Origin of the sequence: Polymorphobacter multimanifer, from assembly GCF_014205635.1 — a bacterium.
Lineage (GTDB): Bacteria > Pseudomonadota > Alphaproteobacteria > Sphingomonadales > Sphingomonadaceae > Sandarakinorhabdus > Sandarakinorhabdus multimanifer.
Map to the genome: position 1 here is coordinate 75,225 of NZ_JACIIV010000010.1, position 25,089 is coordinate 100,313.

Genomic DNA, 25,089 nt, shown 5'->3' on the forward strand with positions numbered 1-25,089 from the left:
CCCTCATGGCCGTGCCCCATCAGCCGGGGTCGTTGCAGCCGGCACCGGCGTGACCACCGGCTCCAGCTCGTCGTCGCGCCATAGCGCCTCGTTGGTTGTTCCCGAGATGAGGTCCAGGGGAAGGACAAGATCGGGCGTGCTGCGAATGAGCAGCGCCTGCCCTGGGTCATTCAGCTGCACCAGTGGCAACGGGAGGCCGGTCACGATGCATCCAGCCGTGGTCAAGGCAACACAGCCGTTGATACGCACATTATTGGGGCTGATGCCGCCTAGCTGGTCTATCGTCACGCGTAGCGCTGCGGCGATGCCTTCCTGTCCGCCAAGCGAGCCAAAGAAGCCCACCACCGGTCCACCCTGCACAGCGCCGCCGTTAAGCAGCTGCACGCTACCCAACCGCACACCACCGCCGGGTTGCGCCGAGGTGTCGGTGTTCTGCAACAGACCCCATTGCTCAACCCGCACCACAAGCCGTTCCGCCGTCAAGACATTGTACCGCGGCGGCTGGAATGGAGGATTGGCGATATAGAAGCGTGAGGTCGGCTGTTCCGTAAAGGATCGCCGAACGGTTGCCGGGTCCGGCGGACTGTCTGTCAGCAGCGTATCGAGGAACTGGGTGCGCAAACCGACCGCCAGATATCGCCCATTCAGCCGCACTGCCGACCCATCGGCAACAATCTGGCCACCGCCGGCTGTCGCGCCGGCAGCTTCGACCACACGCACTGCCACGCTCCGCGCAGCATTGGCCAGCCCCTCGTTGCTGGTCGCACTGCCGCTATCCGCCACCGCGAGACCACCCAAAGTCAAGGTACGCCGAGCGGCACTTCCTGTGGACCGGAATGTCAGGACGCCGGTCACATCGATGTCGTTGCTGGTCAGAACGCCGACATTGACAGTGTTTGGAAACAGGTCGGTCGTACCAATCTTCACCGCCCGGCCCTTGCCATCAATTTGCACCGATGGCGCAAACACGCGTGGCATGTCGGCATTGTCGAACAGGCTCATGCCACCGTTGGCAACATTCACCACACCGCCCGCAGTATTTGCAGTCAGACGTAGCAAGCCGTCCGTCCGGAGTTCAGCCGCCGGTACCAGATCGATCCGATCAGTTGTCAGATCGGCTGTTCCAGCAACCCGGACCGAGCCATTCAACAAAATCGAACGGCCAGATGTCAGCGCCAGCCTTGATGAGCGGTCAACGCCCGCCAAGGTAATATCCGATGTGATGCCTGTCGCCTCGGCCACGATCTCGCCGCCCGCCAGAGTACCTGCGGCAATGCTCCCTGCGGTCGACCGCAGGTCGATCCGCGCCGACGTTGCATTCACCGTGCCAGCTCGCAGGTTGCCACTGGTCGCAACGTTGCCGACCTGCCCGGCCCGCAGCGTCACCGCGCCGCTCGAGATCACGTTGCCGAGCGTGGCGTCACCAGATGCCTGCGCCAGCACCGAGTTGGAACCGGTAATTCCCGCGATAGTCACTGTTCCCCGCGTTGCCCGCACATCGATCGCGCCGGCGCGCAGCCCTCCGGTATTTACCGAAGTCAAACCCGCCATGCTGATGGAACCTGCGGTCATGGCCTCGGATGCGATGACGTCGGCACCAACCGTGACAGCGCCGGTCACCGTCACATCGCCGAGCGCAGCTGTGTCAGCTGCTGTGACTGCAAGGGTGCCTGACTCCGCAATACTGGCGATGTCCACACTTCCGGCGGATGCAGAAACTGCAATCCCCGCAGCCTGAAGCGCCCCGGTCGTGACCGAAGACACACCGGCAAGATCGATCGTTCCTGCCGTCATTGCCTGGACGCCGATCGTGTCCGCTGCGATCGTGACTGCATCCGTCACTGCCACATTGCCCAGCGTCACGATGTCCGATGCCGTGACCGTCAGCGAGCCCGAGTCTGCGACAGTGGCGAGGTCCACGGTCCCCGCGGATGCCGAAACTTCGATACTGGCGCCCCGAAGCGCTCCCGTCGTGACCGAAGACACGCCGGTCAATTCGATCGTTCCTGCCGTCATTGCCTGGGCGCCAATCGTGTCCGCTGTGACCGTCACTGCATCTGTCACTGTCACATTGCCCAGCATCACGATGTCGGATGCCATAACTGTCAGCGAACCGGACTCAGCGACGCTGGCAATGTCGACACTGCCGGCGGAAGCAGAAGCCGTGATGCTCGCGGCTTGCAGCGCCGCCGTCGTCACCGACGACACGCCAGTGAGATCAATGGAACCCGCAGTCATCAATTGCGCCGCAATGGCATCTGCAGCAACCGTAGCCGCGCCCGACACCGCCACATTGCCCAGCGTCGCCACGTCAGATGCCGTGACTGTCAGCTCGCCCGAATCCTGGACATTCGAGATCACAACACTGCCAGCGGAAGCCGAAGCCGCGATGCTCGCGGCCTGCAGCGTTTCGGTTGTCACCGAAGACACGCCTGTCAGGTCTATCGAACCCGCAGTCATTGTCTGCGCAGCGACGACATCTGCTGCAACCAAGACCGAGCCCGTCACCGTCACATCGCCCAACGTCGCCACTTCAGATGCTGTGACCGCAAGCGCGCCTGAGTCCGCGACTGTTGCAATGTCCACGCTGCCAGCAGAGGCAGAAGCCGTGATAGTCTCGGCCTGCAACGCCCCGGTCGCCACCGACGTCAAGCCCGCCAGTTTGACCGTACCTGCCGTGATCGCCTGCGTAACGATGACATTGGCGCTGAACTCAGCAGCTTCTGTCACGACTGCAGTGCCCAACGTGGCGGTGCCAGATGCCGTGAGCGCCAGCGACTTCGCACGTGGCACCCCGCCGATGGTTGCATTGCCAGCGCTTGCGGCCAACGTCAGCACGCCACCTGAAACGTCACCCATTTCAAGATCGCCCGCCAGCGCACGTGCGGTCACCGAGCTGTTAATGCGGCTGTCCACATCCACCGTGCTCAGCCCGTTCCCGGCTTCGAGGTCGATCGACCTGGCAACGCTGATGGCATCATTGGCGACCAGAACACCTCCTGCCATTGCCGCAAGAGCTCCATCGGCAGCAACTGCCTGCACGGTCATGGCGCGCCCCGCAGCGAGATTGATCGAGCCAATGCTTGTTGCATTGCCGGCCAGAAACAGATCGCGCCCTGCACTCGCTGCAAATTGGCTGGACCGCAAGATTGTCTGCAACAAGACATCGCCGCTCGCCCCGGTCGCATCTGCCTGGATCACGCCACCAGCCAGGGTTCCGGATGCGATACTGCCGTTTGTCGCACTGAGCGTGATTGCGCCCGCCCCGGAGTCGACCGAGCCCACAAATAGGTCACCACGACCGGCGGTAGCACCCACCTGCCCGGCCCGCGCCGTCACCGCGCCGCTGGTCCCGACGCCACCCAGGGTCACATCGCCAAACGCCTGCACCAGCACCGTGCCCGACTGCGCGATCCCCGCGATATTGACCGTCCCGGCCGTCGCGCGTGCATCGATCCGGCCAGCCTGCAAATCGGCGGTGGTCACTGACGATACGCCAGTCAGTTCAATCGATTCTCCGGTCATCGACTCTGCAGCGATGACATCTGCGGCAATTTCGATGGCATCCGACACTGCCACACGTCCTAGCGTCGCGGTATCGGACGCCGAGACCGCAACCGAACCTGAATTGGCGACGCTCGCGATATGAACACTGCCGTCCGAGGCCGAAGCGGTGATGCTGTCCGCCTCAAGCGCGCCCGTCGTGACCGACGAAACGCCTGCAAGTGCGATCGTACCGGCAGTGACGGACTGTGTTGTGATCGTGTCTGCATCAACCGTCACAGCGTCGGTGACGCTCACGATACCGATCGTGGCCGCATCGGATGCCATGACCGTGAGGTTGCCCGAGTTATCGACGCTCGCAATTTCAACATCGCCGCCAGATGCCGACACGGTGATGTTGCCCGCCTCAAGTGCGCCTGTTGACACCGACGATACGCCTGCCAGCTCAATGGAACTGGCGGAAATCATTTGCGTGGCGATGCTGTCCGCGCCGACCCTCACGGCTCCAGCAACCGAAACAGGCCCCAGCGTCGCCGCTTCCGACGCCTCGACCGACAACGAACCCGAATCCGCAACGCCCGCAATGGCCACGCTGCCGTCCGAGGCCGAAGCGGTGATGCTTTCCGCCTCAAGCGCGCCCGTCGTGACCGAGGAAACGCCTGTAAGTGCGATCGTACCGGCGGTGACGGACTGTGTTGTGATCGTGTCTGCATCAACTGTCACAGCGTCGGTGACGCTCACGATACCGAGCGTGGCCGCATCGGATGCCATGACCGCGAGATTGCCCGAGTTCTCGACGCTCGCAATTTCAACATCGCCGCCAGATGCCGACACGGTGATGTTGCTCGCCTCAAGCCCGCCGGTGGTCACCGAAGACACGCCAGCAAGGTTTATGGAATCAGCGGCAATCACCTGCGTGCCGATGATGTCCGCATCGACTGCCACGGCGCCCGAGACCGAGACAGGGCCAAGGGTCACAGAATCCGATGCCGAGACCGCCAACGAACCGGAGTTAGCAATGCTCGCGATGTTGACGCTACCGGCCGATGCCAAGGCGCTGATGCTCACCGCCTCAAGTGCGCCGGTCGTCACCATCGACACGCCCGACAATTCGATCGTGCTTGCAGTAATGGGCTGCGCGGAAATGATACCGCCGCCAACAACCACAGCGCCGGTGACTGTGACGGCTCCCAAAGTCGCCGTATCGGACGCCATGACCGTCAACGAACCCGAATCCGCAACGCTCGCGATGGCCACGCTGCCATCAGACGCCGAAGCGGTGATGCTGTCCGCCGCAAGCGCGCCCGTCGTGACCGACGAAATGCCCGTAAGCGCTATTGTGCCCGCCGTAATGTCTTGAGTGATGATGCTGCCGGCGCCAACCGTCAAAGCGCCATTGATTGTAACTACGCCGAAAGTCGCGGTGTCCGATGCCGTGACCGTCAACGATCCCGAATCCGCAACGCTCGCAATGGCCACGCTGCCGTCCGAGGCCGAAGCGGTGATGCTGTCCGCCTCAAGCGCGCCCGTCGTGACCGAGGAAACGCCTGCAAGTGCGATCGAACCGGCGGTGATGGACTGTGTTGTGATCGTGTCTGCCTCAACAATTACAGCGTCGGTGACGCTCACGATTCCGATCGTGGCCGCATCGGATGCCATGACCGTGAGGTTGCCCGAGTTATCTACGCTCGCAATTTCAACATCGCCGCCAGATGCCGACACGGTGATGTTGCTCGCCTCAAGTGCGCCTGTTGACACCGAAGATACGCCTGCCAGCTCAATGGAATCAGCAGCAATCACCTGCGTGGCAATGATGTCGGCATCGACTGCCACGGCGCCCGAGACCGAGACAGGGCCAAGGGTCACAGAATCCGATGCCGAGACCGCCAACGAACCGGAGTTAGCAATGCTCGCGATGTTGACGCTGCCGGCCGATGCCAAGGCGCTGATGCTCACCGCCTCAAGTGCGCCGGTTGTCACCAACGACACGCCCGACAATTCGATCGTGCTTGCAGTAATGGGCTGCGCGGAAATGATGCCGCCGCCAACAACCACAGCGCCGGTGACTGTGACGGCTCCCGAAGTCACCGTGTCCGATGCCGTGACCGTCAACGATCCCGAATCCGCAACGCTCGCAATGGCCACGCTGCCGGCCGAAGCGGACGCGGTGATGCTGTCCGCCTCAAGCGCGCCCGTCGTGACCGACGAAACGCCTGCAAGTGCGATCGTACCGGCAGTGACGGACTGTGTTGTGATCGTGTCTGCATCAACCGTCACAGCGTCGGTGACGCTCACGATACCGAGCGTGGCCGCATCGGATGCCATGACCGTGAGATTGCCCGAGTTCTCGACGCTCGCAATTTCAACATCGCCGCCAGATGCCGACACGGTGATGTTGCTCGCCTCAAGTGCGCCTGTTGACACCGACGATACTCCTGCCAGCTCAATGGAACTAGCGGAAATCATTTGCGTGGCGATGCTGTCCGCGCCGACCCTCACGGCTCCAGCAACCGAAACAGGCCCAAGCGTCGCCGCTTCCGACGCCTCGACCGTCAACGAACCCGAATCCGCAACGCCCGCGATGTTCACATTGCCGTCCGAAGCCGAAGCGGTGATGCTGTCCGCCTCAAGCGCGCCGGTCACGACCGAGGAAACGCCTGTAAGTGCGATCGTACCGGCGGTGACGGACTGTGTTGTGATCGTGTCTGCATCAACTGTCACAGCGTCGGTGACGCTCACGATACCGATCGTGGCCGCATCGGATGCCGTGACCGTGAGGTTGCCCGAGTTCTCGACGCTCGCAATTTCAACATCGCCGCCAGATGCCGACACGGTAATGTTGCCCGCCGCAAGTGCGCCTGTTGACACCGACGATACGCCTGCCAGCTCAATGAAACTGGCGGACATCATCTGCGTTGCGATGCTGTCGGCTCCGACAGTCACGGCTCCAGCAACCGCGACAGGCCCGAGTGTCGCCGCTTCCGACGCCTCGACCGTCAAAGAGCCAGAATTCGCAACGCCCGCGAGGTTCACATCGCCGTCCGAAGCCGATGCGGTGATGCTGTCCGCCTCAAGCGCGCCGGTCACGACCGACGCCACACCGGAGAGCAGGATGTTTCCGGCAGTCATTGTCTGCGTCGAAATCTCGGCTGCAGTCACTTCAGCTGCACCGGTCACGGTTACGGGAGCGGACAGAGTGGCCATGCTGCCTGCCATCACATCGAGCGATGCCGAATTCACCGCGCCTGCCAGTGTGACATCACCCAGCGTCGCGCCCAGCGTCACCACGCCGCCCGAAATTGACTGCATCTGAAGATTGCCGGCTTCGGCAAGCGCAAACACTGCGCCATCGCCAGTGGACTCGAGAGCAGCAGCGGTCAGGTTGCGTGCTGCCTGAAAGTCCACGCTACCCGTGACCTGCGTTGCGCCGGCAATGGCGAGATCGCGCCCGGCGCGCACCAGGACATTGCTACCTGTAGCTATGGCGGCGACTGTCACATCGCCTTCTGTTCCAGTAGCGCCAGGGCCTCGTCCCGCATTGAGAGCGATCGTGCCTCCAGCAAGTGTATCGGTACGGGTAAAGCCATTGCTCGCAACGATGTCGATATCGGCTGCAGTCAGTGCCCCGGTTGTCGCATTGCTGCCGGCTTGCACATCCACCGTACCAATCAGCAGCGCCGGACCGACAATGCTCGCGGAACCGCCTGTCGCCATCAGCAATGACAAAGCGGTCACCCCGTCGATCGTCGCGTCGCCCGCTGTCGACTCGATTTCCACCACGGACGCACTGGAAAGTGCTCCCATGTTCAGGTCGCCCGCCACCGCAACCGCTGTCAGTTGGCCGTTGCCACTGTCCACATCTGCCGTCTGAAGGCTGCGTTGCGCCTGAAGCTCCACGCCCGCCGTGATGACAACATCGCCGTTAAGCGTAAGGTCCCGGGTGGCCAAACCGCTCAAGGCGCTGCCTGAAATCTCGCCATTTACAAGCAGGTCGGAGCCGGCAAGCAATATGACCCCGCCGGTCAACGCACCAGTTTCCACATTGCCCAAAAGTGCTTCGAGCGCGATCGTGCTGCCCGACACCGCGCCCGTTGTCACTGCTGTGCCGGTAATATCGGCAGTTCCTGAAACACGTGTGGGACCAACAAGCGAAACTGCTCCCGCTGCCGATACCAACAGAGTTGATGCGCCGGGCGTGCCGCCAGCGCCCTCGACACGCGCAATTATCACGTCGCCACCGGTGCCTGGCGATGTCTGCACAAGCAAATCAGAGCCAGTGAGGTTGCCGAGAGTCACATCGCCAAGATTGCTCGTCACGGTCACACTTCCGGCACCCCCGGCAATATCGCCGGCCAGCACGTTGCGCTCGCTGCTCAGCACCACCCCACTGCCGGCAGACACATTTGCCATGTCCACGCCAATCGGCGAGACTGGCGCCATGGCCATCAAGTCCGTGCCACCAGCCACCGTCACGGTGCTGCCGGCTGTCGTCCGGGCATCAACAAGCACGCGACGCCCACCTGCCAGCGTCACGATGTTGCCGGCCGCCACGGCCAACTGCCCGGCACCGAGCGCTTCAGCCAGCCGGAGGTCCCGCGTGGCTGCCATGCTGATCGAGCCCAATGGTGCCGCACTGCCGCGGTCCACGACAATGTCGAGTGCAGAGTTGAGAATGATATCTCCGTTGCTCGACGTGAGACTGCCGACATAAATGCCATCGGGGCTCGGCCCGCCAGCATTCTCACCTGTCGCTGTCAGGATGATACCGAGGTTGGCCGAGATGGTGCCGCCGACAATCCGCCTTCCAGTGACATCAAGCAGGCCGGGATCGCTCACATCGCCAAGATTGACCGAGTCGCCTGCCAAGGTCGCACCATCGGCACCGAAGACATCGATGCCGATCAGGTCACCGCCGGCCAACGCCACAACCCGTTTTCCGGGCAGCGGTCCGATGGCTGTCCCGGTAACCGGGTCGAAAATGTCGTTGCCGGATGCGTCCACCGGCGCATCACTGTTGTCGTTGTCGGGGCTCGAGATCCTGAAATCAGCGCCGGTCAGATCGCCCATCCTCGCGACTGCCACGATGTCGTTGCGGCTAGTCACATCCCCCAGTGCGATCTCGTCGGCCAGTGCCACAACCCGACCGCCGGACGAGATGGCACCAGCTACATCCAGTGTCGGTCCCGCGTCCAACGTAAGGAAACTGCCTGTCGTCGTCACATCACCAACAATGGCGACTGCACCAGGGCTTTGCACAAGCAGAGCCCCGCCGGCTGCCAACGAGCCGCTTCGCGCAAGTGACAACCCATTGACCAAAGGCGCGGTCGTTACGTCGATGGTCGTGCCAAACAGGCTGATCGGCCCGTTGCTGGCCGAAGCCTGGCCGAGCACGAGCGCGTTTCCGGCGGTCAGCGTGATTCCCGCTGCATTGCTGGTGCTGGCCGTGCCGATAGCCATGCGGCCAGTGTTGGCCAGACTGATTCCCGAGTTCGAGGTTGTCAGCGTGGCAATGTCCACATCACCATTGATCACGGTCGCGGCACCCAGGAGACTTGCTGCCGTGACATTGGCAAAAGCGAGGCCGTCAAACGCTGCCCCCTGCACCAACGTCACATTGCCGGCGCCGGCGGTGATCGTCGTCCCCGCCATCGATATGCTGCGCACACCGGCTGCCGGTGCCACGGATCCTGCAGTCAGTGTGGTCGCGACTGAGTCGAGTGTCACGCCACCAAGGCTGCCGATGCTGCGCGCGGCCGACACCGCCACGCTGCTCGCCTCGATCGTCGCGCTGCTGCCGGTCCGGCCGAGCACAACATCAATCCCGGCCGTGATGGAAACCGCGCCTCCACCCGCATCAATGCCGGCCCGCACGATGGCGTCGCCGGTCACGCTCGTCAGCGTCACCGGTCCGTTGCTTTCGATCCGCCCCGGTTGGGCGACATCACGCCCGACCGTCAATGTGCCGGCGTCGGCCCTCACCGTTACGGCGTTGTCGCTTGAAACCGTGCCGACGATCACATTGCCGCTGGTCGAGCGGATTAGCGCGTCTGCCGTCAGGACGACATCGCCGGTGGTAATCGCGGCGTCGGTCAAAAGCCCTGCCGCCGATGGCCCATATGCCGCCGGCGTGAACGGCGAGGCCGCCGGTGCCACCCCAATGCCCAATGAACCCGCTGTAACCGAGCCCAAAGTCAATGCTGTTCCAGCGCCACGCACCAGCAAAACGGCGCCGCCATTGTTGGACAGGTTTGCACCGCCGCCGATCGCCCCGGCCGCATCCAGAACGAGGTTGCCGGCAGTCGCCGCAAGCGTTGTCGTACCCTCGCTCAGGATGTCGCCCGTCGCGGCACGCAGCAGCAGGCCACCGCTGGAGGTTTGCATTCGGACCTGACCATCCGCGCCGACCACGATACTGTTGGCGAGCACGATATAGTCCTCGCCCGTCCCGCTACTTACATCGCCGGCCACGCGCGCAGCCCCGCTCGCGGTCACCAGCACTGCCCCGCGGGATGCCAGGCCAGCAGTGGCCACATCCCCGCTCGTCGCCGTGACGGAAACATCGCCATTGCCGGCACCCGACCCGCCGATCCGCGCCAGCACATCCCCGATCGTGATGCTGCTACCCTGCACTGAAAGGGCGTTGTTGGCGCTGGTCGTGCCGACAATCGTGACGGCACCGTCTGCCTCAAACGCAGTCACGCCCGAGGTCACGATCTGTCCGCCTGCCGCGGACAGTGCCAAGGTCGACAATGATCGCGCATTTCCGATCACAAGATCGCCATTCTGCGCGGTCAGGTTTATCGCACCCGATCCGGGCTGCCCGGTCACCCCCGCCAGCGACAAGCTTTCTGCCACAAGGACCAGCCCACCATTGACGCTGGTGTCGTCTACAAATCGAATTTCGCCATCGGTGGCAGCCAAGCTCAGATCGCCAGTGGTTGTCACCGGCCCGGTCACGACCAAGTCGCCGCCCGTCGCATAGTTTGCCGTGTCGGCCAAAGTCACGCCACTGGCACTTGCCAGCCGCAAACTCCCGCCAGCGGTCAGCGTCAGGCCGCTGGTGTCGAGCGTGCCATTCGTGCGTGTCAGCGAGAGATCGCCCGTCGCACGCACCCCGTCGGTCGCAAGACTTCCCGCCAGCGCACCAGCGCTGACGGAGACATTCGCTGCCGGCGCCGCCGCCCCATCAAAAGCTGTCATGTTCGCATTCAGCGCCAATGCGCGCGTTGCGAGCCCATCGTCGATATTGATCGTCAACGTGCCGGGTGTCACGATGTCGACCGCACCCGTTGCCTCGATACTGTCCGCCGTCACGTTCGACGCACCGCCGCCGATGACAACACCTCCGCCGGCCCGCACGGTCGAGAGTGCAAGATCCGATGGGGTTGTCAGCGTCACCACCCCGCGAGCAGCAAGGCTACCGACTGCAATCGTCCCGGCATCAACCGAGACCGCACCCGTGAATGCCCTTACACCACCCAAAGTGACCGCTGTGATACTCTGGCCGCCCGTCGGCGTCACAACCAGGCTGCCGCCGATCACCTCGCCGAGCGACACATTGGCTGTGTCGCCTGGCCGCACAGTGATCGAAAGGCCACTCGTTTGGGTACTACCGGCCGTGATCGTGAGCACGCCACCGGTGCCAATGTCTCCGTCGGCGATAAGGCTTACCGTTCGATCGGCACTTGCCGTGTTTCCACTGTTGCCTACAAGGCCAACGCCGCCGACGCCCACCGCAATTGCTGCATCGGAAACAACGGACAGGCCGTCAGAAGCGCTCACCAAAGTCGCCAATGCACCGCCCAGCACCACGCCGTCACCACCGAGGCTGATACTGCCGCCGGTCGCGGACAAATCGCCCGTTATCGTCAGTGTGTCACCTGCCATGAGGGTCAGATCACCCGCAGTTGCGGTCACGAGATCGACAGCCAGGCTGTTCGCGTCGAGCACTTCAACGCTCGCGCCGCGCAGCACGACTGTCCCGGCGGCGTTGTCGATGCTGCCTGTCACGAGCGCCCCACCGGCATCGAGATCCACGTTGCTCGCCGTGGTCAGGCTGCCGGTTCGGATGTCCCCTGATACTTCAAGCAACAGCCCCGTTGTCAGGTTGACGTCCCCAAGTCGCACATCGTCCAAACCTGCTGGCGTCAAGACGAGATTTGCCGCGGTCACATCGCCAAAGATAACGTCAGCGTCGACCCCCGCCGTCACACTGACATCGCCGCGGTTTGCATCACCCGTCACCAGCGCTGCCGCATTTGCGCCCGGTGATCCAACCCCGGCCGTCGACGTGAGCGCGATGCCACGAAGATCGAGATTGGTATCGGCGTCGCCACTGTTGGAGCGCAATGTGCCGCCACTGGTCACGATCGCGCCATTGGTTGCCGTCACTGCAATGCCTCGCGTTGCAGTGAGTCCGGCTGCCGCAAGCGTGACAGTGGCGCCGCTCAGGCGGATATCTGCTCCAGCCGTCAGCCCCGCAGCAAGCGTGACTGCACCATTGCCGGCTACAGAAATCCCGCTAGCGGCCGCGGAAAGCACGGCATTTTCTCCGATCTCTATGCCCCGCGATATGTTCAGTGGTCCGGCATCCGGCATCTCGACCGGCACCGGTCCATCTGCATCCGCCACGCCGGCGCGCAGAATGATGCCATTTTCCCCGATCGCGGCATGGCTCGCCGTAATGCTGCCACCGACATTGAGGAGGGTTTCGTTTAGGCTGCTGCGGCTTGCCACGGCGGCAAACACGCGATCGCCGTTCACTTCGCCCGATGCCACCAGCGCCGCACCCGTGAGCACAGTGCCCTCGCCGATCGCGATTCGCATCAAGCTCGTCGGCGTCAATTGCACACTGGCATCTTGCGCCACCACAAGACCAACATCCCCGCCTGCAGACAGTTGCGCAGGGTTATCACCACCCGCCATCACAATGCGCGGCGCAACCAGCAGAACGACGCCATCAGCATTGATGCTGGCGCCCGAACCGCCGCCCGAATCCAGCCGGATTTCGGCCCGCGCATCCGCATTCCCGCCCTCGGTGCGTGCTCCAAGGAAGTTCACTGCATTCGCTGTTCCGAAATTTGCAAACTCGGCATCAGTTACCGCCAGCGTCGAGGCCACGAAGCTCGACATGTTTGTTACCGAGCTTTCGGGACCAAACAAAACTCCATTGGGGTTGACCAGCCAGATACTGCCCCTGTTGCCGGCCGAGGCGGTCGGATCACCCCGCAATATGCCATCGATCACCGATTGCGGCACGCTGTTGCCGTCCCCGACAACACGGTTGAGAATAGCAAACGGCATGTTTGCCATGGGCAATCCGTTGCGAAACTCTACAGTGGCAGCACCATTTTCGTCACGACCGATGGAAAAGCTCTCCCAGTTGATGATCGCATTCGGGCTTTGCACATTTATGGTCAGCTGGTTGATGTCCGGCATTGCATCCGGCAGACTAATGACACCTTCAGGCGGAGGCGTGAACGCCCCAGGAGCCCCGACGCTGTAACTGAATTCGAGTACACCGCTTTGGACAGTGCCATTGTTCGGGAGCGCCAACTGCGCCGCAACCGGCGAAGCCACCGAAACCAGTGCAAGCGAGGCCGCTCCAGCCAGCAACTGCTGACGGCGGATGATACGACGATCCATCATCATGCCCATATCCCCCGTCAGCGCCAAGGCAGCGCGCGCACCGTGAGAGAAAGCAGCAGGCGCGCGCCCGGCTTCTCAACATCGATGGCCAGATTTCTGTCGAGCGGCTTCGCGTACACGAGATCGAGCCGCATATGGTTGCCAAAAGTCGCCCGCACGCCCCCGCCGATCGATCGCAGCGTCCGCCTTCGCTCGAAATTGTTGCTGTCGAGATTCCAGAGCTCGACATGGTCGTAGAAGCCAAGCGCCTCGAACGCGATGTCATTTGTGGAAAGAGGCACCGGCTTGCCCAGCCGCACTTCAGTACTGGCGCCAACCACGCGATCGCCGGCTGTGGCACCTGGGTCGTAGCCGCGGCCGAGCGTCAGGTTGCCAACTGCGAATTCGTCAAAAGCCAGCAGCGGATCCGGCGTCCACTGGCCGCGGATATCGGTCGCGAGTGTGGCTGCATAGGGTGAATTGGGACCAAACCGCACCCGCGCCTCGCCGTTCAGTCCGGCACGGAAAACAAATGCCTGGCTGTTGCCTTCGAAGCGCGTCGGCAGCGCCGAATTGCCGCCGCCACCAACCGGGGTAGCGCCGAGAACCCCGAGCCCCTGCCGCAATTCGGCATAGGCACCCAGGCGCCACGCAGGTGCCAGAACCGAAAGCCGCCGCGCTACAACATCGCCATCAAGTCGAAGCCATGCCGCGCGGACTTGATCAAGGTTGATCAACTGGCCAAGTGCGCGCGTGCGCTGGTCAATCAGGTCGAATCCGCCACCAACCCGAACATTGGCAGTGGTCGATCGCACCAATGGGTAACTGGCCGACAGCGAAGCAAGGATCGATTCTGAGGTCAGCGCGAAATTGGCGGCCGCGTTGGGAAGTGTCGGTCGTGTCTTTGCATAGGTCATGTTTGCAGCGAACCGAAGTCCATCATTTCCGGCGGCAAAATCATGTCCGCCTTGCACGACCACGAGCTCGCGCACATCGCTGGTTGAAAACACCGATAGATAGGTCCGGTCAGCCAGGCCGGTGATCCCGTACAATTCACCCCGGATAACGCCGCTCCAACGCCCGATCTGCGTAGAACCATAGTTCTGAACGTTGGTCACAACACTGCCGATGTCACGCTGAAGCAGAATCTCTCCGATCACCTCGCCGGCTTGGCCCGATGGCGCAGGACGCAGTTCAAGCGTAACCTGCGTGCCTGGAATGTCGTTGGCGAGCAGCAGTATGCGTTCTGCTTCTTGCTCGTTCAGCGGATCGAGCGCTCGCAGACGTTCGAGCAATTTCTCGAGCCGCGCCTGCCCCTTGCCGGCATCGCCGCGAACCCGAAGCTCCACAATTCTGGCGGTCGTCACCCGAAGCCGCAGGACACCGTCAGCAAGCTCCTGCTCCGGCACTTGAACAGCGGCCACAAATCGTGCCCTTTGCAATGCCGCGCTGGCTTCGTCGCGCAACCTGCAAATTTCGGCCAGCGGCTGGGCCCGGCCATCAAGCCCGGCACCAACGTCTGCGAGCACGGTCTGCACTTCAGCCGGCAATGCGATGTCACCAGGCCCAACAAAAACAACCTTGCTCAGCGGCGCCGTCAGCGCGCTGTTGGCCAGAGCCTCAGGACACGGGCCCGGCACAAAACCCCGCGACCTCACGGTCGCTCGTGGCTGCGTCAGGTCAGCCGATGGCGGTGCCCTATCCAGTTCTTGCGCTGTCGGCGGCCGTCCTGGCGCGCCAGGTGTGATTTGTGCCGCTACAGGCTCCGCTGCTCCCACAGCGAGTGCCGCCGCGCCCATGAACAGCGAGGCCCTTGAACAGATTTCAAAGCGTCCGGAGCCTCGACTCCGTCGATACGCGCCACTGCGTTCAACACGCACCATTCGGCCACCCCGCCCCATTCGCCCCAACCCCCTGCCGGCTTCCACCGGCCCCCCGCACCGCAGCGACACCAACAACTGCCCGAAGCTGGCAAGCACCCGGCAGGGATCAGCGTGCAACAACCTCCACGCGACGATTTCTCGGATCGCTCGCTGTCCGCCCCTCAAGCGGTTGTTGATACCCCAACCCACGTGCTGTCAGTCGCGCGGAGTCAACACCTTTGCCAGCAAGGTAATCGACAACAGCCTGCGCCCGCGCCCGGCTCAACGCAGCGTTCAACTCTCGCCCACCGCTGCTGTCAGTGTGCCCCTCAACGGCAAATGGCCGAAACGCTCCAATTTTCAGAAGTCCTGCTGCAAAACGATCCAGTGTTGCTTTGGCTTGGCCGGTCAAGGCTGCAGAGCCAAGTTCGAAACTCATTCGAATGTCTTGACGAACAACCTTGCCTTTCACCCATTGGCGCGTGCAGGGCACGTCGGGCCTGGTGCCGTCTGGATTGCTCTGCGCCACTTCAACCGGGGGGCAATCGGACAACGCTTCCGCGAGCTTGTCGATGTCCGCGATCTCAGATGGCCGCCCTGCCTCTTGCGCCGCGACCCCGGACGCGCTCGCCGCCATCATTGAAGCCAGCACTGCGAATCTTCTAGCTGTTTTCATCAGATGTGTCCCCACACGTCCGATCCGCCTCAGCGTGCCACGACTTCGACACGGCGATTGGCAGGATCGCCGGCGGAACGGCCCGACAAAGGCTTGTCATAGCCAAAACCTTGCGCAACCAACCGTGCCCGGTCAATGCCCTTGGCGGCAAGGTAATTCACGACGGCCTCTGCACGGGCCTGGCTGAGCGCCATGTTGGTCGCACGGTCACCACTGCTGTCCGTGTGACCCTCGATCACAAAGGGGCGATAGCGGCCAATCCGCACGAGCTCGGCCGCAAACCGATCCAGCGTTGACCGGGCACGATCGGTGAGATCGGCAGAGCCAAGCAGAAAGCTCATCTGGATGTCCTTGCGGATCACCTGCACGGTGCGCGCCGCAGCCTGCGCAGGACGGCCGAGGACCATTTGCCGGGTCTCGGGAAGATCTGCACAGCTGCCATCGGGCAATCGCGCCTCGCACGCTGTAGCCGGCGCTTGCGGCTCCGCCAGCATACGCGCGAGTTCTTCCACATTCTGTGCCTGTACCGGTGCAGTCAACGCCGCGACCCCGCCGACGAGGATGATTTTCGACACCGTAAGAATACGAATCACTGCCCCAACTCCTGCCGATAAGGTCTCCAACTAGGCTGAATCTACAAGTTGTCAATGAATTCACCAGTCCTAAACGCCTAAAGGACCGTTTCCCTTTCCGTAATGTTGCTTTGCACAAAAGCGACCAGACCGATGATGGAGTCGCCTTGTCGGACGTTGTGGCTTATGGTCGTGCAACTGGCCCAAAGTGATATCAGGGCCGCCGCGGAAGGAAGTCGGCCTGTGCTTCGTTGACACGTCTGAGCGATGCTGTAGCCTTTCCACCAAGCGAACAGTTGGGGTGCGGGGAGCATGATTTTTCAGCACGATGCTTCGCGTGGTCATTGCGCGAAGCGATGTTGAAAACTTGGCTGGCGATAAGTCCGGTGTCATGCATGGCTTTCGCTGCGCTGACACTGACGACGGCGTGCGGCGCGGGGGAGGCGGCAGTGGATCAGGCAGTTCTGTTTTCGGCACTCGACGGCAAGCTTGTTCGCGAAGGAAAGCCTGTCGCGGGCGCGACGATCATCCGGGAGTGGGATTTTGCCGAGGATCGAGTGCACGGCATCGACCGGGCAACAACCGACATGCAGGGCCGATTTCAGTTTCCCCCAGTACTGCACAGCTATCAGAAGGCTCGCTTCCTGCCGCAACAAGCTGTTGTCACGCAGTTGATCAAGGTGCAGCTCGGGGATGCCGAGTGGCGTGTGTGGGCGGCCTCCAAGCACGATCTCAAAGCGGGGACGGAAGCGGTTGCCGGTCCCGCTGACGGAACGGACCCCGGTGTGCCGCTCGACATTGTGGTCGATCTTGATTCGCCCATGGCGCTGCGCGGCCAGGTTGCCGGACATACGATCTTTGGAACGGCGCCATGAGCCTTCTGACGCCGGACTTTGCTGCAGCTCTCGCCGACGGCGTTTATGGTGTGAACGCCAATCCTCTTCTCAACGTGCAGGAGCGCAGCCTGCTACTGCGGTGCGAGCCCCTTTTCTCGATTGGGCGGCCGGATGGTGAGAGCAGTCACCCCTTCGCACGCAGCACATCCGGCGTGGCTCCTGGCGGCTTCAGCTTATTGAACAATGTCCCAGGTGGCCGCCGGGTAACGGGACTGTTCGCGCCGGTGGAAAGCGATTTTGGCTATGTCGCTACGGGCAACGGCGACTGGCGAGGCCATATGGTGGTTGTGACCCGGGGCACCATGGGACCGAAAGGTGTTTCCGCCGATTGGCTAAGCAACTTCAACGTCGGTCTTCAACCGGGGCCCGGCGGCTTTCCGGTGCATGCAGGCTTCAACCGCATCTGGAGCGGTTTCAACGGTTTCGTGAACCGCGCCATCGAGCATTATCGGCCGGAGCATATTCACTGCGTCGGCCACAGCCTTGGCGGTGCATTGGCAAATCTCAATGCGCTCATGCTCGCCCGTGCGGGTGAACGCGTGTCCCTGTACACCTTCGGTGCGCCCCGCGTCGGCACGGCAGCATTCGTAGCGGATCTGTCACGTCGGCTTTCGGACCGAGTGAAGCGTGTCTATCATCCGGCTGATCCAGTCCCCATGATCCCGCTTTTGCCGTTCCTGCACGCACCCATGACCGGCGGAATTCGACTGGCCGGTCCGGCCGGCGCGCTGGTCGATGCCAGCGCACATGACATGAACGCGAGTTACGCCAGGCTCGTGGCGAACCAGAGCTGGCTCAGCCTCGAGCGCGCCAACACCATGCTGGGGGACTTTCAGATCGACAGTTGGCTACAACAGTCAGCCCAGCGTCGAGGCGGCTTCGTCATGCGATCTGCAGCACTGCTGGAGCGCATTGCCAAGGGCTTGGCCAGGCTCGTGGCAAAGGCCAGCGTGTATGTGATTGGCTCCGGCTTGAGCGCAGCGGCGACCGCCACCCTGACCACCCTGGATTTTGTATCCTGGTTGCTGGCGCGCGCCTCGGCAATGCAGGCAGCCATCCGCGAAGAAATAATGGGTCTGGTCAATGCCATCTTCGGTTTCATGGGGCGGGTAGCCAACAGCATGGTTTCATTGACACAGTCCGCGCTGCGTTGGGTGCTTGATCTGCTGTTCGACTTTCTGTCGAACATGGCTCGCTTGGCCATCGACCGTCTTCGCTGAGGTTGGAATGCAATCGGCTGGTCCTTGCAACCGGTGCGCCCTGGTGAAGTTTTGTCCTGCCGCAAGTTTGCCGCCACATTGCTGACCGCCGGCAGTTCTGTCTGTTGTCGAGCGAAGCGGCGCGAAGGGGGATGACGCGTTCTCCGGCATCGTCTTCCGTCAAGACGACGGCAATGTTTGTGCATCCGCTTGTTTGAGCATTGATCCGATCAAGCTAGCGCAGGCCGCGAGACCAAGAGCCGGGCTCACCCACTCGCGGCACCTCGGTTCTGAGCGGTCCTGCGAAGGCGCTCGGCCCGCTTGCCTACGTCGCCGCTTTAGCGGTCCGTCAGCGTCACACTGGCACCGGCCGGTATGACGCTGACGGACAGGCTCAAGCTGCGACCGCCGCGCGGCGACGCATTGCGGCGCCGGTCAGGCCGAAACCGGCGATCAGCATCCCCCAGGTCATCGGCTCTGGAACGATGCCATTGAAGCGGACTTCTGAAAGGCCGGCGTTCCAGCTGGCTTCGGCATAGGTGCCTTGGCCATAGTTATTGAGGATGTCGAAGCGGACATAGCGCGCATCGCCGGTGAAGGCCGCAGCCTGCCCGGCCAGCGGCTCGCCGGTGCCGAGCGTGAGCGTGCCACTGTAGGCTTCGCTGAACGCAACGCCGTCAGTCGACGTGAATAGCTGGAAGTCCTTCACGCCGCGCAGAATCGTCGACTGGAACTGCGCTGGGTTGACGAAATTATAGTTCCAGAATGTCGCGCCCTTCAGCGTATAGGTCGCCCCCAGATCGAACACCAGCGTCGCCTGGTTTACACCAAGGTCGGTCATCCACATGTCGGTGTATTCGGGGCTGTGCAGGCCCCCGACAAGGCCGCTGCCGTTGATCAGGTTCACGTCCCGATACTCCCCGAAGAACGGAAAGGTGTTGGAGGCGACGACGCTAACCGGGGTGATCGTTGCCGCCGAAAGCGGCGCGGCAACAATAATAGCCGCAGCAAAAAAATACACGTTACGCATATCACTAGATCCTTCACATGGTTACTATGACGTTGATAGAATAGACATATGTCAGCTTTATAGAAATTTTGTGAAGAGTCTGGGTCGGCCTATTCGGGTCGCTCGTTGTCGAGCGCAGCTTGGGTCTCCTTCCTTGCCTCAAGGCGCGACACGTTCGACGACAGGGTACAGGGGCCTTGGCTCGACCCTCTGCTGGCGGCATTGCTGCTTGAATCCATGTTCGGCTATGCCACTGCGGGGCTGCGACTGTTGCGTCGCCATCGTGCATGGCTGCTGTCGCGGCGTTTGGATCTTGCGGCAGCAGACAGGGTAGGCTCGGTCCTCCTGGCCTTCATCGGTATCGTGGTTGCCCGAAACAGGCTATCTGTCCGCCGATGCGCTGGTGCGACCATTGTCGCACTTCGACATGATCGGCATTTATGTGTTGCTGGCGATCATTGGCAACTATCTCGCGATTGAGAGCTGAAGACACACCGGGGCGCGAACGCAGCCGATTTCCGAACGCGCGGAGCGGGTCTTTGCCACCATCGCTGCCGAGTGGATGAAACGCGTCGAACAACAGAATTGGTGGCGGGATGCGGAACTCGATCTGGCGAGCCTCGCCCAACGTTTTGGGACGAACACAGCCTATCTCTCCCGCGGATTGAACGAAGGGCTGGGAACCGGTTTCAGCGAGGCGATCAACGGGCTGCGGGTGCAGCATGTCGCCGCCGAATTGCGCAGGGGCTGCAGCTAGGACATCTTGTCGATCGCGATCGATGCGGGGTTCGGATCGAAAGCGACATTCAACCGCGTATTCAAGGAGCGGTTCGGCATGACGCCGTCAGCATTCCGCCGGGTCTCAAAGAACAAAAAAGATCATGCAAAGGACAAGTTTCAGCGCATCGCCTGAACGAGACGCCATCATTGACGCGACCACCCTATGACGGAGTTCAATGATGTTCGATCTGAATCGCCGCCTCTTGCTGGCCGGCGCGCCGGGCTTTGCCCTGACGACGCTTTTGCCGGTGTCGGCGCGCGCATCGGGACCTTCCCGACGACCGCTGAGCCTGACGCGGGACTGATCCCGGACTTGATCGTGTTCAGTACCGCCGCGTCATTATTCAGCGGAACAGACATTCAAATGGAAGCAGCCCTTCACGCGCTTACGAAAATATAGTTCGTCCACTTGAGGTCGACAGCTGCAGATGCCGCACTGGAGACATTCAGGCGCGTTATCGCCTTTGGGCAGCAGGCCTTCCGCACCGTGCGGAACGCCGCAAGTGCTCCGCCGAGGCAAATGAAGACCGCACCGGCTGCCAGCCATAGCCTTGCCGACCATAGTCTGGCCCAAGATGGCAATGTGCTGATACCATTGTCCGGCAGGTCCGCAGCTTCACGGCCAGAGGATCAGGTTCGCTGGTCGGGCCAAGACTGCAAACCCCCAAAAACGACAGAGGAAATGTGGCCCGGCTTGAATGAGACATAGCCATTGAAGAAGATGGCGGATCGGGAGGGATTCGAACCCTCGAGGAGCTTTAGACCCCTACACACTTTCCAGGCGTGCGCCTTCGACCACTCGGCCACCGATCCGTTCGCCCGTGCCCGAAAGCCCTGCGAGTGACGCGCGATAGACATTGCCGGCGCGGAGCGCAAGCTTAAGGCCGACGAAACGCGAGCCAAAGGGCGGCGCCGGTCTCCCGGCGCCGCCCTCGGACCGCTTGCGGTGGGCGATTATCGCAACAGCTGCAGCACCTGCTGGCCAGCCTGGTTGGCCTGTGCCAGCATCGCCTGCGCCGCCTGCCCCAGCACCTGCGAGCGCGACAGCTCGGTCGTTTCGCTGGCGAAATCGGCATCGGTGATGCGCGACCGCGAGGCGACCAGATTGTTCGCGTTCGATTCGATGTTGAGCAGGGTCGCCTCGAGCCGGTTCTGGGCCGCACCAAGATTGGCGCGGTCGAGGTTGACCGACTTCAACGCCTCGTCGATTGCGTCGAGCGCCAGGCTGGCACCGGCCTGGGTGCTGATGTCGAGATCCTGCACCTTCAGTCCGCCCTTGTCGGTACCATAGGTGTTCTCCTCGAAGCCCAGGTTCGTGAAGTTCGACGCAGTGCCGAAGCCGAGGCTGCCGGCATCAACCTCGATTGCCCGCGATGATTCCAGGCGCACGGTCGAATAGGCGGTGTTCGCCGCCGCGGCCGTGGCCGCAACGGTGTAGCTGGTGCTCGTGCCCTTGATCGTCATGCCGCCGAGCCCCAGTTCGGCGCTGGTCGCGGTCCCGGTGTTGGCGAGGCTGATGTTGCGGCCATCGGCTGCGGTCAGGTCGAGGCCACCCAGGCCATTGTCCTTCGCGGTCACGCCGGTAAGACCAGCAAAGTCGTTGATGGCTTCGGCCACCTTGTCGCGACGATCTTGTGCGCTTTCACTGGCGGCAAGGTCAGTGATGCTGATCGACACGCCGTTGATGTCGATCGTTGCAGCGCCCGCCAGCGTGACAGCCGTTGTGCTTGAGGAGAGGGTCAGCTCGTTCGCGGTTGCCGTCACCCCGGTTTCCGCCGAACTGGCGTTGATTGCAGCAGCAATGGCGATACCGCTGCCGGCCTTGACCGAGGCTGCGCTCACCGTGGATGACACGGTGTCATCGGCCGAAACCGCACCACGGATCGCCACGCCGTTGATGCTGAGATCGCCGTTGTTGAGCGTGCGGGCGTCGGCCGCGCCGGTGGCAACTGCACGGGCATCGCTCGACACGGTGGAGACACCGCGCTCGAAGCTCCCTGCCGAAAAGCCCGAGCGGCTGATCCGTGCGGCCGAACTGTCCGACGTGCCGATGCTGATCGGCTCGCCGTTGAGCGAGACCAGCGACACGGTTCCCGACTGCGCGCCGGTCTTGATGCCGGTCTGCGCCGAGGTCAGCGTACCGAGGCTGACGATGACGTTGCGACCATCGGCAGCTTCGAGACGGATACCGCCGTTGTTGTCCGACGTGTCGATGGCGGTCACTCCGGTCTGGCCGGCGATCGCGTTGATCGCCGCCACCACCAGCTCGCGGCTCTCCGCAGCATTGGCGGTGGTGGTGATCGAGGCAGTGGTGATACCGTTGATTGTCACAGTGCCGGTCGCGACACCCGCCGTCATCGCAGCGCCCGTCAGCACCGTCTTGCCGACTTCGGCTCGTACGCCGGTCTCGGCGGTCGCGCGGTTGATGGCAGCGGCGCGTGCCACCGCCGAGCCCGACTTTTCGGCCGAGGACACATTGTCGTCGCGCACCGAGCTCGAGCCGATGGTCACACCGTTGATGACGAGGTCGCCAGCCTGCATCGCCTGGTTGGCGGTGAGGTTGGTGGACGTGGCCTCGAAGGCGCCGGTGCCGGTCAGCGCCGGCGTGCGGCCGGTGCCGAGCGAACCGGCGCGTGCCGAGCCGATATCGAGCTTCACAGTCTCGCCGGCACGGCTGCCGGTCTGCAGCAGCAGGCTCTTGGCCGAGCCGTCGAGCAGCTTGATGCCGTTGAAGTTGGTGCGGCTGGCGACCGTGTCGATCTCGTCGATCAGCTGCTTCACTTCCACCTGCAGGGCGGCGCGGTCGGTGGCGCTGTAGATGCCGTTGGCGGACTGCACCGAAAGTTCGCGCATCCGCTGCAGCGAGTTCGACACCGAGGACATTGCACTTTCCGCCGTCTGCGCCAGGCTGATGCCGTCCTGGGCGTTGCGCGATGCCACTTTGAGGCCTCGCAGTTCGGCGGTCATGCGCTGCGAAATGGCGAGACCGGCGGCATCGTCCTTCGCCGAGTTGATGCGCAGGCCGGTCGACAGCCTTTCCATCGCCATCATCAGGCCCTTGCCAGCAATTCGCTGGCCCGACTGGGCCGTCAGTGCAGAAATATTGGTATTGATCACCGTCATGATAAATGCTCCCGCTTCGGTTCCCCGGGCTCCGTGGACAGCCACGAGGCGCCGTGCCCCAAGATACGGGCGCGGTGAAGTTTGCTTAATTCTGGCTGTTGGCCGACAGGATCCGATGTGAGCAACGATCGAAAAACTCCTGATCCGGGCTCGCTTCCCTTCACCATCCTTCATCTTGGCGCGGACTGGCTGGCGATCGACAAGCCTGCGGGGCTGGCAGTGCATCCCGGCCCCCGCACGCCGCACAGCCTGGAAGACCATTTGCCTGCACTCGCCCGGCTGCTCGGCCAGCGGCGGCCGCCGGTACTGATGCACCGGCTTGACCGGGACACATCCGGCTGCCTGCTGCTGGCGCGCACCGTCGGCGGCCGCAGATGGCTGGCGCAGGCCTTCGAAGCTCGGCAGGTGGAAAAGACGTATCTCGCGCAGCTCGATGCGTTGCCCGAAGCCGATGCCGGGGAGATCGATGCGCCGCTCGCCAAGATCTCGACGGTCGAAGCCGGCTGGCGGATGGTTGTCGATACCGTGCGGGGCAAGGCAGCACGCACACGCTGGCGGGTGCTCGACAGGGACACACGCCTGGTGGCGATGATGCCCGCCACCGGCCGCACCCACCAGCTTCGGGTGCATGCGACGCTGATCGGCGGTGCGATCATCGGGGACAGTGTTTATGGCCGCGCGGCTGCCGGAGGGCTCCGGCTCCATGCACGCAGCCTGATGGTGCCGCAGCCATCGGCACCACCGGTGCGGATCGACGCTGCCCTGCCGGCGCGTTGGGGGCTTCCGGAAGGGCTGATGTCGGCCTGGGGACTCGGCTGAACATCCGACTTTGCAAAATGTGCAAGACGAGGCGCGCTGGCGATGCGAGGCTCGATCGGCAGTATCCGCGAGACGAAGGCCGCGAAAGACGGCGTCGAGCCGGCGGATGCACTGTTCTGGCGGCCCAGCCTTCTGCTTGATAGGTCCTGAGGCGGTCAGTTCCCGCCGGTGCCACCGGGTTGAAAGCCGATGAACTCGGCATAATGGCCCGACACCCTCGCGAGTCGTTCATGCACCCGCTCTGCGCCGATGGCGCGTACCACATCGTCGACAAGCAGGTTGAGCAGGCTGGCAAGTGCAGTGTTCATGTCCCAGAAGTGGCCGAGGCTGACTTCGGCGGCGAGGATGTGCGGGGTAAGGTCCCGGGCCCAGGGGCAGTAGGGATCGGTCACGACGATGAGCGGAATGCCGGCCGTGACAGCGCGCTCCCCGAGCACCCGGAAGTGGCGCGAGTATCGGCGGATGTCGACGAGCACCAGCGCATCCTCCGGCCCGGCTTCCGAAAGCAGTGCGGGAAAGCGCCCTGCCCCGCTTTCATGGCTGCGCACGCCGCCCCGCACATGGCTGAGATGATCGGCAAAGGCTGCCGCCAGCCCGCGTTCGGTCTGGAAGCCGGCCACGTGCACGGTGCCGGCATTGGCGAGCAGCCGCACGACATCGGACCAGCCGGGGGTGGATGCCAGCGCATAGACATCGGCGATGGCAGCGAGCTCGGCCTGCAGCCGGGCATCGGGACTTTGCGGCCGGGCCAGCAGCCAGGGGGCATCGCGGTCTCCCCGCAGTTCCTCCTTGAGCGCTGTCAGCCCGTTCCAGCCGCGGGCTTTCAGGAAGCGGCCCACGGTCATCGCCGAGACGCCGACGCGGGCGCCGACCGAGGCGGCGGTCTCGAAGGGCACGCGGTCGAGATTGTCGATCAGCCAGCCGGCGATCATCCGCTCGGCGACGGTGTAATCCTCATAGCCGGCCTGCAGCCGATCCCTGACACGTGCACCCATGTTCGGTGGCTAACATGTCGCAGCGAT

14 protein-coding genes, 1 tRNA gene and 1 pseudogene are annotated in these 25,089 nt (G+C 63.0%); 7 read left to right on the forward strand and 9 right to left on the reverse strand.

Translation table 11 applies throughout. The features are described 5' to 3' along the window. Positions 1 to 3: 3 nt before the first annotated feature. Positions 4 to 10,104, reverse strand: coding sequence for a hypothetical protein (locus FHS79_RS08155; RefSeq protein WP_243452752.1), 10,101 nt, complete (start codon positions 10,102 to 10,104; stop codon positions 4 to 6). Between the two features lie 1,002 nt (positions 10,105 to 11,106). On the opposite strand from FHS79_RS08155, the gene FHS79_RS18770 reads away from it, so the two are divergent. Further along, entirely contained in the window at positions 11,107 to 11,583 is a 477-nt protein-coding gene (locus tag FHS79_RS18770) for a hypothetical protein (protein WP_243452753.1), read from the forward strand. Positions 11,584 to 12,663: 1,080 nt separating this feature from the next. On the opposite strand, the pseudogene FHS79_RS19425 reads toward FHS79_RS18770, so the two are convergent. From FHS79_RS19425 to FHS79_RS19305, 4 genes and pseudogenes are all read right to left on the reverse strand, one after another. After that, positions 12,664 to 13,161, reverse strand: a pseudogene (locus FHS79_RS19425) (hypothetical protein); the annotation flags it as partial. 8 nt (positions 13,162 to 13,169) lie between these two features. Next, positions 13,170 to 14,669 (reverse strand): ShlB/FhaC/HecB family hemolysin secretion/activation protein, encoded by a 1,500-nt coding sequence (locus FHS79_RS08160; RefSeq protein ID WP_184198132.1) that lies wholly within the window; start codon positions 14,667 to 14,669, stop codon positions 13,170 to 13,172. Between the two features lie 451 nt (positions 14,670 to 15,120). Beyond that, positions 15,121 to 15,669, reverse strand: coding sequence for an OmpA family protein (locus FHS79_RS08165; protein ID WP_184198135.1), 549 nt, complete (start codon positions 15,667 to 15,669; stop codon positions 15,121 to 15,123). 29 nt (positions 15,670 to 15,698) lie between these two features. Continuing rightward, on the reverse strand, positions 15,699 to 16,262 hold the full coding sequence (locus FHS79_RS19305) for an OmpA family protein (protein WP_207792272.1): 564 nt from the start codon (positions 16,260 to 16,262) through the stop codon (positions 15,699 to 15,701). 374 nt (positions 16,263 to 16,636) lie between these two features. On the opposite strand from FHS79_RS19305, the gene FHS79_RS08175 reads away from it, so the two are divergent. Continuing rightward, a complete protein-coding gene (locus FHS79_RS08175; protein WP_184198138.1) occupies positions 16,637 to 17,116 on the forward strand; it encodes a DUF6795 domain-containing protein in 480 nt (159 codons plus the stop codon). Then, positions 17,113 to 18,357, forward strand: coding sequence for a lipase family protein (locus FHS79_RS08180; RefSeq protein ID WP_184198140.1), 1,245 nt, complete (start codon positions 17,113 to 17,115; stop codon positions 18,355 to 18,357). Before FHS79_RS08175 ends, FHS79_RS08180 begins: the two co-directional genes overlap by 4 nt. Before the next feature lie 373 nt (positions 18,358 to 18,730). Here the strand turns inward: FHS79_RS08180 and FHS79_RS08185 are convergent, their stop codons facing one another. After that, positions 18,731 to 19,366, reverse strand: coding sequence for a PEPxxWA-CTERM sorting domain-containing protein (locus tag FHS79_RS08185; protein WP_243452755.1), 636 nt, complete (start codon positions 19,364 to 19,366; stop codon positions 18,731 to 18,733). Between the two features lie 541 nt (positions 19,367 to 19,907). Here FHS79_RS08185 and FHS79_RS08190 point away from each other — a divergent pair. From FHS79_RS08190 to FHS79_RS19145, 3 genes are read left to right on the forward strand one after another with little or no spacing between them, the layout of a single operon-like run. Then, a complete protein-coding gene (locus FHS79_RS08190) occupies positions 19,908 to 20,102 on the forward strand; it encodes a hypothetical protein (protein ID WP_184198143.1) in 195 nt (64 codons plus the stop codon). A gap of 6 nt (positions 20,103 to 20,108) precedes the next feature. Then, positions 20,109 to 20,258 (forward strand): helix-turn-helix domain-containing protein, encoded by a 150-nt coding sequence (locus tag FHS79_RS08195; RefSeq protein WP_184198146.1) that lies wholly within the window; start codon positions 20,109 to 20,111, stop codon positions 20,256 to 20,258. A gap of 46 nt (positions 20,259 to 20,304) precedes the next feature. Beyond that, a complete protein-coding gene (locus tag FHS79_RS19145; protein ID WP_279380435.1) occupies positions 20,305 to 20,430 on the forward strand; it encodes a hypothetical protein in 126 nt (41 codons plus the stop codon). Positions 20,431 to 20,847: 417 nt separating this feature from the next. Here the strand turns inward: FHS79_RS19145 and FHS79_RS08200 are convergent. Continuing rightward, positions 20,848 to 20,938 (reverse strand) — tRNA-Ser (locus tag FHS79_RS08200). Positions 20,939 to 21,079: 141 nt separating this feature from the next. Continuing rightward, positions 21,080 to 23,248 carry a flagellin N-terminal helical domain-containing protein gene (locus tag FHS79_RS08205; protein WP_184198149.1) on the reverse strand — a complete coding sequence of 723 codons (2,169 nt, stop codon included), beginning with the start codon at positions 23,246 to 23,248 and terminating at the stop codon, positions 21,080 to 21,082. 117 nt (positions 23,249 to 23,365) lie between these two features. Here FHS79_RS08205 and FHS79_RS08210 point away from each other — a divergent pair, with 117 nt between their 5' ends. After that, the gene (locus tag FHS79_RS08210) at positions 23,366 to 24,067 is read left to right on the forward strand and encodes an RluA family pseudouridine synthase (protein ID WP_243453292.1); all 702 of its coding nucleotides are present in this window, start codon (positions 23,366 to 23,368) and stop codon (positions 24,065 to 24,067) included. Positions 24,068 to 24,222: 155 nt separating this feature from the next. Here FHS79_RS08210 and FHS79_RS08215 read toward each other — a convergent pair whose 3' ends face one another. Next, the gene (locus tag FHS79_RS08215) at positions 24,223 to 25,062 is read right to left on the reverse strand and encodes a MurR/RpiR family transcriptional regulator (protein WP_184198152.1); all 840 of its coding nucleotides are present in this window, start codon (positions 25,060 to 25,062) and stop codon (positions 24,223 to 24,225) included. Positions 25,063 to 25,089: the final 27 nt, after the last annotated feature.